General features: G+C 46.7%; 10 protein-coding genes. 9 read left to right on the forward strand and 1 reads right to left on the reverse strand.

Translation table 11 applies throughout. The features are described from left to right. The first annotated feature begins 55 nt into the window (after positions 1 to 55). The 9 genes from gltB (at position 56) to OW495_RS06740 (ending at position 11,623) form a co-directional block, all read left to right on the forward strand. Positions 56 to 4,519 carry a glutamate synthase large subunit gene (gene gltB, locus OW495_RS06700; RefSeq protein WP_102352298.1) on the forward strand — a complete coding sequence of 1,488 codons (4,464 nt, stop codon included), beginning with the start codon at positions 56 to 58 and terminating at the stop codon, positions 4,517 to 4,519. Between the two features lie 16 nt (positions 4,520 to 4,535). After that, positions 4,536 to 5,948: an FAD-dependent oxidoreductase gene (locus tag OW495_RS06705; protein ID WP_289885702.1), complete on the forward strand. Its 1,413-nt coding sequence runs from the start codon at positions 4,536 to 4,538 to the stop codon at positions 5,946 to 5,948. Between the two features lie 171 nt (positions 5,949 to 6,119). After that, the gene (locus tag OW495_RS06710; RefSeq protein WP_076670705.1) at positions 6,120 to 6,548 is read left to right on the forward strand and encodes a DUF1499 domain-containing protein; all 429 of its coding nucleotides are present in this window, start codon (positions 6,120 to 6,122) and stop codon (positions 6,546 to 6,548) included. A 127-nt stretch (positions 6,549 to 6,675) separates the two neighbouring features. After that, positions 6,676 to 7,371: a 5'-methylthioadenosine/S-adenosylhomocysteine nucleosidase gene (mtnN, locus tag OW495_RS06715; protein ID WP_102296579.1), complete on the forward strand. Its 696-nt coding sequence runs from the start codon at positions 6,676 to 6,678 to the stop codon at positions 7,369 to 7,371. Positions 7,372 to 7,381: 10 nt separating this feature from the next. Then, a complete protein-coding gene (locus tag OW495_RS06720) occupies positions 7,382 to 8,335 on the forward strand; it encodes a cobalamin biosynthesis family protein (protein WP_102513249.1) in 954 nt (317 codons plus the stop codon). Between the two features lies 1 nt (position 8,336). After that, complete coding sequence (gene btuF, locus OW495_RS06725; protein ID WP_102513248.1) at positions 8,337 to 9,197, forward strand: vitamin B12 ABC transporter substrate-binding protein BtuF; 861 nt, start codon at positions 8,337 to 8,339, stop codon at positions 9,195 to 9,197. A 74-nt stretch (positions 9,198 to 9,271) separates the two neighbouring features. After that, positions 9,272 to 9,889 (forward strand): TRIC cation channel family protein, encoded by a 618-nt coding sequence (locus OW495_RS06730; RefSeq protein ID WP_017100513.1) that lies wholly within the window; start codon positions 9,272 to 9,274, stop codon positions 9,887 to 9,889. A gap of 215 nt (positions 9,890 to 10,104) precedes the next feature. Beyond that, entirely contained in the window at positions 10,105 to 10,686 is a 582-nt protein-coding gene (locus OW495_RS06735) for a flavodoxin family protein (RefSeq protein ID WP_102513247.1), read from the forward strand. Between the two features lie 91 nt (positions 10,687 to 10,777). After that, the gene (locus OW495_RS06740) at positions 10,778 to 11,623 is read left to right on the forward strand and encodes a LysR family transcriptional regulator (protein WP_289885715.1); all 846 of its coding nucleotides are present in this window, start codon (positions 10,778 to 10,780) and stop codon (positions 11,621 to 11,623) included. Here the strand turns inward: OW495_RS06740 and OW495_RS06745 are convergent. Next, positions 11,574 to 12,353 (reverse strand): TSUP family transporter, encoded by a 780-nt coding sequence (locus tag OW495_RS06745; RefSeq protein ID WP_009848394.1) that lies wholly within the window; start codon positions 12,351 to 12,353, stop codon positions 11,574 to 11,576. The genes OW495_RS06740 and OW495_RS06745 overlap by 50 nt on opposite strands. Positions 12,354 to 12,482: the final 129 nt, after the last annotated feature.

Genomic DNA, 12,482 nt, shown 5'->3' on the forward strand with positions numbered 1-12,482 from the left:
TGAATAGTTAGTCATTTACTGTCTGGATGACAGCGAAGCAAAAGGGAGAATTGCAATGGCTCTATATGATCCTAGTCTTGAAAAAGACAACTGTGGATTTGGTTTAATAGCGCAAATGGAAGGCCAACCGAGTCATAAGTTGGTACGAACTGCTATTTCAGCCCTCGATCGCATGACACACCGTGGTGGTATCGCCGCGGATGGTAAAACAGGAGATGGCTGTGGCTTATTGCTACAGAAGCCAGACTCTTACCTCAGAATTATTGCTGAAGAGAATAACTTCAAGCTCGGCAAGCAATACGCTGTCGGCATGATTTTCTTCAGTCAAGATCCAATCAAAGCGCAATCGGCGCAAGACATCGTCAATAAAGAGCTTGCGCAAGAAACGTTAACCGTTGCAGGTTGGCGTGTCGTGCCAACCAACACCGATGTTTTAGGCCCAATCGCCAAAGATTCTGTTCCCAATATTCAACAAGTGTTTATCTCGGCCCCTGCGGGCTGGCGTGAACGCGATATTGAACGACGCCTTTATATCGCTCGCCGTCGAATCGAAAAGCAGATCACCGAAGACAAAGATTTCTATATTTGTAGCCTGTCGACACAAGTCATGGTCTACAAAGGCTTGTGTATGCCCGCCGATCTTCCGCGATTTTACCTCGATCTTGCTGACTTACGTATGGAATCAGCCATATGTCTGTTCCACCAGCGCTTTTCAACCAACACACAACCGCGTTGGCCATTGGCTCAACCGTTCCGTTATTTGGCGCACAATGGTGAGATCAATACCATTGAAGGCAACCGTCAATGGGCTAAGGCTCGCGCCTATAAATTCTCTTCACCGCTGCTGCCCGATTTACAAACGGCCGCACCTTTTGTGAATGAGACAGGATCAGACTCCTCAAGCTTAGACAACATGCTCGATCTATTCCTTGCCGGTGGTATGGATGTGTTCCGAGCGATGCGTATGCTTGTGCCGCCCGCTTGGCAAAACCACCCAGACATGGATCCTGAGCTTCGTGCCTTTTACGATTTCAACTCAAAACACATGGAACCGTGGGATGGCCCTGCGGGTATCGTACTGTCTGACGGCCGTTATGCTGCATGTAACCTCGACAGAAACGGCTTACGCCCAGCTCGCTATGTGATCACAAAAGACAACCTAATCACCTTGGCATCCGAAGTCGGTATCTGGAATTATGCGCCAGACGAAGTGGCAGAGAAAGGACGTGTTGGCCCTGGTGAATTACTCGTTATTGATACGCGTCGCGGTAAGCTATGGCAGTCGAACGAGATCGATAATGATCTTAAAGGCCGTCACCCATATAAAGAGTGGATGGATAAGAACGTTCACAAATTAACACCGTTTTCCGCACTAGCAGATGACCAAGTCGGTAAGCGTAATTTTGATGATGACACCCTAAAGACCTATCAAAAACAGTTTGCAATGAGCAACGAAGAGTCAGACCAAGTACTGCGTGTACTCGGTGACATGGGACAAGAAGCGGTCGGTTCTATGGGCGACGATACGCCAATGGCTGTGCTGTCTTCTAAAGAGCGCCTAATCACCGACTATTTCCGTCAGAAGTTTGCTCAAGTCACCAACCCACCGATTGATCCTTTGCGTGAAAAACACGTTATGTCTCTGGCAACCAGTATCGGCCAAGAGATGAATGTGTTCTGTGAAACCGATGGGCATGCTTACCGTGTGACGTTTGATTCACCCGTTCTACTTTATTCTGATATGCAGCAACTTCTGCAATTAAATCAAAAGCATTATGGCCATACGATTCTTAGCATGCACTATGACCCAGCAGAAAAAGATCTCGAACAAGCCATCAACGACTTGTGTGATCGTGCGGTTCAAGATGTACGTGACGGCGCCGTTTTGGTTGTGCTTTCAGACAAAGGTTTAGAGAAAGGTAAGCTACCCGTTCCAGCAGCCATGGCGGTCGGTGCGGTGCAAACTCGACTCGCAGACACCAACTTACGTTGTGATGCTAACATCGTGGTTGAAACAGCAACCGCACGCGACCCACACCAATTTGCAGTGCTGCTAGGCTTCGGTGCAACCGCAGTTTACCCATATCTCGCTTATGAAGCTCTGGGCAAAATGTTGGACGATGGTTCATTAGATAAAGACTATCGCACTGCATTGCAAAATTACCAAAACGGCATCAACAAAGGTCTGTATAAGATCATGTCGAAGATGGGTATCTCGACAATTGCTTCGTATCGCTGCTCGCAGCTGTTTGAGGCAGTCGGTTTACATACCGATGTGGTTGATTTGTGTTTCCGTGGCGTAACGACTCGTATCCAAGGCGCTAGCTTTAGCGACTTCCAACAAGATATCTATAATCTATCTCGCAAAGCATGGACTAAGCGTAAACCACTGGAACATGGTGGCTTACTCAAATACGTACATGGCGGCGAATACCACGCCTACAACCCAGACGTAGTCAGTACCTTACAAACCGCCGTAAAGACAGGCGAAACATCAGATTATCAATCTTTTGCGAAGCAAGTTAATGCTCGTCCTGCTGCTATGCTACGCGACTTAATGAGCCTCAAAAAAGCCGATCAACCTCTGCCACTAGAACAAGTCGAGCCAAGTAGCGATCTCTTTAAGCGCTTCGACTCGGCAGCGATGTCGATTGGCGCCTTGAGCCCCGAAGCTCATGAAGCGCTGGCCATGGCGATGAACCGATTAGGGGGCTACTCTAACTCTGGTGAAGGCGGTGAAGATCCACGACGCTTTGGGACTGATCGCAACTCACGAATTAAACAGATAGCTTCCGGTCGTTTTGGTGTCACGCCACATTACTTGACCAATGCGGATGTTCTGCAAATCAAAGTCGCACAAGGTGCGAAACCAGGAGAAGGCGGTCAACTGCCGGGTCATAAAGTCACGGCAGAAATCGCTAAGCTGAGATACTCAGTTCAAGGCGTGACTCTGATCTCTCCTCCTCCGCATCACGATATTTATTCTATCGAGGATCTGGCGCAGCTGATTTTCGACCTTAAACAAGTTAACCCTAAAGCCTTGGTTTCAGTGAAGTTAGTATCTGAACCGGGTGTAGGTACCATTGCCACAGGTGTAGCGAAAGCTTATGCCGACTTGATTACGATCTCCGGTTACGACGGTGGTACCGCGGCAAGCCCACTAACCTCGGTGAAATATGCAGGTTGTCCTTGGGAGCTTGGCTTAGCCGAAACTCAGCAAGCACTGGTTGCCAACGGGCTTCGTCATAAGATCCGCCTGCAAGTCGATGGTGGTTTAAAAACCGGCCTCGACGTCATTAAAGGCGCGATTCTAGGCGCTGAAAGCTTTGGTTTTGGTACTGCACCAATGGTCGCAATGGGTTGTAAGTTCTTAAGAATTTGTCACCTAAATAACTGTGCGACGGGTGTGGCGACTCAAGATGAAACCCTACGCCGCGAATACTTCAAAGGCCTACCAGACATGGTGGTGAACTACTTTACCGGCCTAGCCGATGAAGTTCGCCAGTACCTTGCAGAACTTGGCGTAGAAAAACTCACTGACCTGATTGGTCGTACTGATTTGCTTGAAGCCGTTCAAGGCCTCACGGCGAAACAGAGCAAGCTCGATCTCTCTTCGATATTGGAAGCTCCGGTATCTCCAGAAGGTCACCCACTATTTTGGACAGAGCCAAACGCACCCTTTGATAAAGCTCAACTCAACCAACAGATCCTTGATGACGCAATCGATGCGATTGAGAAACGTCAATCCACCAGCCTTTACTACAACGTGATCAACACCGATCGCTCGATTGGCGCTCGTATCTCTGGCGAAATTGCCAAACGTTACGGTAACCAAGGTATGGCAGGCTCACCAATTAAGTTGTATCTCGATGGTACCGCAGGCCAATCCTTTGCGGTTTGGAACGCAGGCGGCGTAGAGCTGTATCTGACGGGTGATGCCAATGACTATGTTGGCAAAGGCATGGCTGGCGGCAAAGTGGTTATCAAGCCGCACCAAGGCACCGCATTTACTTGTAACGAAGCGACCATCATAGGCAACACTTGTCTGTATGGCGCAACCGGAGGCAAGCTGTTCGCTGCGGGTACTGCAGGCGAGCGATTTGGCGTACGTAACTCAGGTACCGTTGCTGTGATTGAAGGTGCGGGTGACAACGCCTGTGAATACATGACTGGCGGTATTGTAGCGATTCTTGGCGCAACCGGAGTGAACTTCGGCGCCGGTATGACAGGTGGTTTCGCTTATGTGATGGATAAGAACGAGGACTTCCAAGGTCGAGTTAATAACGAGTCGGTCGAGGCACTTTCTCTGTCTGACCTATTTATCCACCAAGAACACCTGCGTGGCTTAATTGCAGAACACTTAGAAGAAACAGGCTCAGTACACGCTGAAGCTATTCTGGCGAACTTTGATGAATGGATTCCGAAGTTCTACCTAGTGAAGCCAAAGACGGCGGATCTGAACACCTTGCTCGGCCACCAAAGCCGCAGCTCAGCTGAACTTCGTGTTCAAGCGCAATAATTGGAAGGAGCCAATAATGAGCCAGAATGTATACCAATTTATTGATGTGAATCGCGTAGACCCAGCGAAGAAACCAATCAAGATACGTAAGATTGAGTTTGTAGAGATCTACGAACCTTTCACTAAGCAACAAGCCAAGGCGCAAGCTGACCGCTGTCTAGACTGTGGTAATCCTTACTGTGAATGGAAATGTCCAGTCCATAACTACATCCCTCAGTGGCTTAAGCTTGCCAATGAAGGACGCATTATCGAAGCGGCTGAACTGTCCCACCAAACCAACAGCTTACCTGAGGTGTGTGGACGAGTTTGCCCTCAGGATCGACTGTGCGAAGGATCTTGTACCCTCAATGATGATTTCGGCGCAGTAACCATCGGCAACATTGAAAAATACATCAATGACAAAGCGTTTGAGATGGGCTGGAAGCCAGACATGTCTCACGTTGAATGGACCGACAAAAAGGTCGCTATCATCGGCGCAGGCCCAGCAGGTCTTGCAGCAGCTGATATCTTAGTTCGAAACGGGGTGAAGGCCGTGGTATTTGACCGCTACCCTGAGATCGGAGGCCTACTGACGTTTGGTATCCCATCGTTCAAGCTTGAAAAAGGCATCATGGAAAACCGTCGCCGTATCTTTAGTGGTATGGGTGTCGAATTTAAAATGAATACCGAAGTCGGTAAAGACGTTCAGCTGCAACAATTAGTCGATGATTATGATGCCGTTTTCTTAGGTGTCGGCACCTATAAAAATATGCGTGCTGGATTAGACAACGAAGAAGCACCGGGCGTTTATGATGCCCTACCATTTCTTGTTTCCAACACCTACAAGGTCATGGATCTGGATAACCCAACGCCATTCATCGACATGAAAGGCAAGAAGGTGGTCGTGCTTGGTGGTGGTGATACTGCGATGGACTGTGTCCGAACGTCGATTCGTCAACACGCTGCTAATGTTGTTTGTGCTTATCGCCGAGATGAAGCAAACATGCCGGGCTCTCGCCGTGAGGTGAAAAATGCAAAAGAAGAAGGCGTGAAGTTCATGTTCAACCTTCAACCATTAGCACTGGAAACCGATTCATCCGGTCATGTGACTGGCGTAAAAGTGGTGAAAACAGCCTTGGGTGAACCAGATGAGGCAGGCCGCCGTCGTCCTGAACCCGTTGAAGGCAGTGAGCATGTTCTTGAAGCAGATGCTGTGATCATGGCGTTTGGTTTCCAACCTCATGCAATGGAATGGCTAGAACCATTTGGTGTAGAGCTCGACCAATGGGGACGCATCAAAGCTCCCGGCAAACAAGAGTTTCAATACCAAACCACCAACAGCAAGATATTTGCCGGTGGCGATGCAGTTCGAGGATCTGACTTAGTGGTAACCGCTATCGATGAAGGCCGTAAAGCCGCAGAAGGGATCTTGGACTACCTAGAAGTGTGATTGGGTTTCCTTTATTACTCAGTTCGTTACTATAAAAAAGGATCCAATTATGGATCCTTTTTTCAATTCGATACGTTTGATCACAAGCATCACGAAAATACGTAAAACAATTACAAATAAGCCAATACCGATAACTACAATTAGAATTAAAAACAAGCCATAGGAAACACTATGAAAAAAGCCGCTCTCCTTTCTCTATCTCTTTTAACTCTAACCGCTTGCAGCCAAGGAATCACGGACATGAAAGACAGAACTTCATCACCTTGTGGAGACAAACCAAACTGCGTTTCAACTCAAGATGACCGTGAACAGCATGCATTGGCCTCGTTTGAGTTATCAGATTCAGCAAACTTAGATGCCATTGAGCAGGTTGCGCTGACCTTACCGGGCGCAAAAACAGCCAGTAAAACGGAAGACTACCTGCGTGTTGAATGTACCTCTCGCATCATGCGCTTTGTCGATGACTTAGAGCTTAAGATCACTGATGGCAAACTGATCGTGCGTTCAGAGTCTCGCACTGGCCATTCTGATTTTGGCGTAAACCGAAAACGTGCTGAGCAACTTCGTGCTAGCTTGAAAAGCGAAGGCTTAATCAAATAGATAAAAGAATACACAGATAAATCGTCTGTATTCGGATGAGAAGTGCTTCTGGGCAGTCGCTCGACACTTCTCTTCCATGCTACAATTTCGCTCTACTGTTTAAATAATTTTTATTAAGAGACTACACATGAAAATCGGCATCATTGGCGCAATGGAGCAAGAAGTTGCGATCCTAAAAGCAGCAATTTCAGACATTACCGAAGTTAATAAAGGCGGTTGTACCTTTTTCTCTGGTCAGCTAAATGGTGTTGACGTTGTTTTGCTTCAATCAGGCATTGGTAAAGTAGCAGCCGCTGTTGGTACTTCAATCCTGCTAAGTGAATACCAACCAGATGTAGTATTAAACACGGGTTCTGCTGGCGGTTTTGATTCAACACTGAACCTTGGCGATGTGGTTATCTCTACTGAAGTTCGTCACCACGATGCTGACGTTACAGCTTTCGGTTACGAAATTGGCCAAATGGCAGGTCAACCTGCAGCGTTCAAAGCGGATGACAAGCTGATGGCTGTTGCAGAACAAGCACTAGCACAAATGGAAGATAAGCACGCCGTTCGTGGCCTTATCTGTACTGGCGATGCGTTTGTATGCACAGCTGAACGTCAAGAGTTCATCCGTAAGCACTTCCCATCTGTGGTTGCTGTAGAGATGGAAGCATCTGCTATCGCTCAAGCTTGTCACCAATTCCAAATACCATTCGTGGTTGTTCGTGCAATCTCTGACGTTGCAGACAAAGAATCACCAATGAGCTTCGAAGAGTTCCTGCCACTTGCAGCGCAAAGCTCTTCTGAGATGGTTATCAAAATGGTTGCCCTACTAAAGTAAGCGACTAGACATGCAAACACTGTTTGATCAGGTATTTGCAAATGGCGTGCTCCTTGTAATGTGGGGAGCACTGCTTTTTCATTTAATTTTACCTATCCCCCATGCCGCACATCCCACGACCTTATGGCATAAGTTTGCTGAACTTTTAGCAACCAAGGTTAATAACAATCAAAATTATTCCCAAAGCTTAATCTCAGGCACTTTAGCTTGGGGGTTGATGGTCTTGCCGGCTCTGGTTATTCTATTGGCACTGCAGCCACTGGTTTGGCAATCACAACTGTTTGAATTAGCGCTGTTGTTACTCGCTATTGATTGGCGTAACAATGAAAAGCTGGCTAATCAGTTGATCAAAGCTCTTGGCCGAGAAGATAAAGCCACGGCTCGCCAGTTATTGGCACCTATTGTTAATCGTCAAACTGAATCACTGTCATCACTTGGGCTTGGCAAAGCCGCTGCTGAAACTATCATCATGGGTTACGCTCGTAATGTGGTTTGTGTATTGTTCTGGTACGCCATTGGTGGTGGAATCGCCGCTTTAATGTATCGCCTGATTGTCGAGTTAGCGCGAGCATGGTCACCAAGCCGTAAGCAGTTCTCTCCATTTGGATCAACGGCAATCAAGATCGTCGCTATCCTAGAGTTCATACCAATGCGCTTATTTGCTTTGATGATTGTATGTGGTGATAAAGCGTCTCACACGTTCAAGATGATGCTCGTTCAGAGTCGCTCTTGGCCATTACCCGGCCCAGCATGGTTGATTACCGCTGTCGGCAACAAGCTTGAGCTGTCACTGGGCGGTCCTGCGATTTACGACAATACCAAAGCCATTCGAGCAAAATTAGGCGGCAGAATCGCACCTTCAGCGCTGCACTTATCTCAGGTTCAAAAGCTGGTTTTTGGCCGCATCGCTATCTGGATATTCTTACAAAGCCTAATCTTACTCATTGTTCACCAAGGGATTTAAAGTGAAACCCTCTCAACTCATTACACGATGTACCGCCCTCACGTTCACTCTCAGCTTTTGTTTATGGACACCCACTTCTCTCGCAACAGAAGTCGCGACTGCCGAGCGCGTTATCAGCCTTGCTCCTCACGCAACCGAGCTTGCGTACAGTGCTGGTTTAGGTGATAACTTGATTGCGGTGAGTGAGCGAAGTGATTACCCACCACAAGCTGACAAGCTAGAGAAAGTGGCGAATTATCAAGGCATCAAGGTTGAGAAGATCATCGCCCTGCAACCCGATCTGATTCTCGCGTGGCCGGCTGGGAATCCGCCCAGAGAACTCGCGAAACTAGAGCAATTTGGGTTTAATATTTACTACTCGAAAACTAAAAGCCTAGACAGTATCGCAACCAATATTGAACAACTCAGCCAATACGCTAACGATCCAAGTATTGGTGAAAATAACGCTCAGCAATACAGAGAGCAGCTCAACGCGTTGAGACTAAAATACAAAGATGCGGAGCCCGTAGACTACTTTTATCAGCTAAGTGAAAAGCCGATCATCACCGTTGCTCAAGGGCATTGGCCAAGTGAGGTGTTTGAGTTTTGTGGCGGCCACAATATTTTCGAAGACAGTGCCTCCCCTTATCCGCAAGTTGGTATTGAGCAAGTTGTATTAAGAAAACCGCAAGTGATCTTCACTTCTCAGCATGCAATTGAGAATGGAACCATGTGGCAAACTTGGGAAAATGAGATCCCAGCAGTCACTCAAAATCAGATTTGGTCACTCAACTCTGATTGGATTAATCGCCCGACGACGAGAACTTTGAAAGCGATCCAACAAGTATGCGATTTCTTCGATAGAGCTAGGCAAAATCACTAACTATTTGCTGCGTTTTTTCGTACAATTCGCCACCAACCTGTCCCTACAATTTTAACCATAAGAGCACCAGTATCATGGACTCCATGCTGCTTTATATTATCGATTTATTTGGCACTGCCATTTTTGCTGTCTCAGGCGTATTTGTCGCTGGCCGTCTTAAGATGGATCCCTTTGGTGTCGCTGTTTTAGGCAGTGTAACCGCGATTGGCGGCGGTACAATTCGTGACATGGCATTGGGTGCAACTCCCGTGTTTTGGATCACCGATACCACCTACCTTTGGGTAATCATTACCACCTGTTTGCTGACCATGATTATAGTAAGGCGTCCAAAGCGTCTGGCTTGGTGGATCCTGCCAGTATGTGATGCGATAGGCTTAGCGGTGTTTGTTGGCATTGGTGTTGAGAAGGCACTGATTTATCAAGATTCTGCATTGGTTGCTATTATCATGGGTGTGATCACAGGTTGCGGTGGCGGCATTATCCGTGACGTACTTGCTCGTGAAGTCCCAATGATCCTAAGAAGTGAAGTCTACGCAACTGCTTGTATCATTGGCGGCGCTTTCCATACCATGGCAATTACCATGGGGCACGACTCAGAAACTGCCTTTTTAGCCGGTGTGTTTACGACACTATTAATTAGGCTTGGCGCTATTCGCTGGCACTTGTCATTGCCAACCTTCGCTATCAAATAGGCTAGCGTTACAAAATAGAAATGGGCTTCGCAAAGGAGCCTTTTTTAATTCGCTTTCAAATCACTTATCCCCTCCTTTCCTAACACTCTAGTTAGCTCATTCATTACCAAGTTAGTAATATTTTTTGTTTAATTATCCAATTCACAGGCTATATTAATAAACAAATAGCTTTATAAATAAATTTATTTACTAACATTGGCAAAAGGGAGTTCGAGATGAGTATTGGTAAAGTAGGCATTGTTTTCTTCTCTAAGAATGGAGCGACCAAGCAAGTCGCTGAGACAATCGCTGAAGGTATTAACACTCAACAACCTGACTCAGCACTGCTCATTGAAGTCCTCTCGTCTGAAATAGTCGAAGGAAGGTATGACAATGACGACAAGCTCAACGCATTAGACAGCTGTGATGCGATTATCTTTGGTGCTCCAACTTACATGGGGTCACCAGCCGCACAGTTTAAAAGCTTTATGGATGCGAGCAGTGATACCTACTGTAAAAAAGCATGGCGAAATAAGCTCGCTGCAGGTTTCACTACTGGTGGTAGCCTGAACGGTGAGCAACAACAAACCTTGTTAAGTTTTTTCACTCTGGCTTGTCAGCATGGCATGGTTTGGGCAGGGCTTGATATCTCAAAGCATATCGATGACTTAGGTTTGAATCGCACCGGTTCTAGTATTGGTTTGGTCGCCAGTGATGATCAGACGGCTGAGAGCACCAATAATCACATTCATAGTAATGATCTTAAAACCGCTTTCTATTTTGGGCAACGCATCGCGAGCCTAGTTAAAAGAACCTAGCTTAATTAATATCTATGAGCTCAGACTAGAGAATGAATGGCGTTTAAGGTAACTTGGTTCAATCATTCCCAACTTTCATGAATATCACTCAATGTTACTCGAAGGAATCGAAACTCTATTGGTGTTGAGCAAAGCAAAGACCATGAGCCGCACCGGCAGTTTGCTTTATATCAGCCAATCAGCGGTCAGCAAACGGATTGCGAATTTAGAAAAGAAGTTAGGTAAGAAACTCATAGAACCGAGTGGCCGACAGATAAAACTGACGCCGGATGCGATCGCGCTCATCGAGAGTATTGGCCCCGCATTCAATGAACTTAGAGGGCTTATTTATGAACAGCAAGAGTTGGAAGATACCACTCTCATTACTTTAGATAGCTCTAAGTCGCTGATCGCAGGTTATCTAGGTGAAATGATGGGGAGATTTATCCAGCAAGATAAATACATCACCATCACCACTAACCATACACCAAGAATTATCGAGCGAGTGCAGTCTGGTAAGGCGACCTTAGGGTTGTGTGCTGGTTTACTGCCGCCGCATCATGGGTTGATGACATTCCACCTGTTTGATGAGCCGTTTTACATAGTAAGTAAGTCGCCGTTAACGGAGCTTCCTCCAATGGTCATCACTAACGATATGACCAATCCAGCAAACTCGTATCAGTTATCTGTGCTTGAAAAGTTCGGCATCAAACCCTTGATGGAGATGGATGCCTACACCGCAGCAGCCCAGCTAGCGTTGGGAGGAACGGGCCCAGCTTTGATCCCGCTTTCTATCGTAAAGACACTCAATATTGAGCCTCAATACCTGTTTAGCTTTCCAGAGTTAGAGGGATTAATTCGACCTATTCATATCTGTGTAAGGCCGAACAGCTATCAATCTCCGCGAGTTAAAATACTGATAGAATCCATTGTTGATGCTGTTCCCAAAGCAGTTTAGACGCCATTAACATCGACATCACGATCACAAGAGGGCGAATCCATTTCTGCCCTTTTGTCACCACGACTTTAGCGCCAAGTTGAGCGCCCATAAAACCACCAACTGCCATCACTAATCCTAATTCCCAAATTGGCAAGCCAGCCAAAATAAAGAAGATCAATGCGGCTATATTCGATGTGAAGTTAAGTATCTTGGTGCGTGCCGTTGCATCCACTAATGAGAAGTGGCCGATAGCGACAAAACATACCGTGAAAATTGAACCTGTTCCTGGGCCAAAAAAGCCATCGTAGAAGCCAACACCTCCACCAATACACAAAGCAAACATCGCCTCAGAGATCTTCTGCTTTCCTTCAGACGCTCTAGTTTGGGGTGCTAACAGGAAATAAAGAGAGATAGCGATAAGCAGCAGCGGTATCACGCTAGTCAGTAAACTCGCATCAATGTGCTGGACTAACTCGGCGCCAATTGCAGAGCCAATAAAAGTACAAAAGATCGCGAGGCGCATCTCTTTAATACTAACGATACCGTTGCGAACGAAATACCAACTGGCAGAAAAACTACCAAATGAGCTTTGAAGTTTGTTGGTTGCCAGTGCTTGCGTTGGTGGCACTCCGGCCGCTAGCAATGCAGGTAGAGTCAACAACCCACCACCGCCAGCCATTGCATCAATAAAGCCTGCCGCCGTTGCAACAACAAACAAGATAGCCAATATTTCTAGAGTGATTTCCATATACCCAACGCCTTAAATTCTCGTGTAGCGACAACTTACCACCGCGAGCAAACAATCAACAACGAAACACAAGATTGTAACCTATTCCAAATTTTCATCATTTAGCCATGACCAGATTTTCACCAGATG

It is taken from the genome of Vibrio sp. 14N.309.X.WAT.E.F5 (assembly GCF_030397615.1).
In the GTDB taxonomy this organism is placed as follows: Bacteria; Pseudomonadota; Gammaproteobacteria; order Enterobacterales; family Vibrionaceae; genus Vibrio; species Vibrio lentus.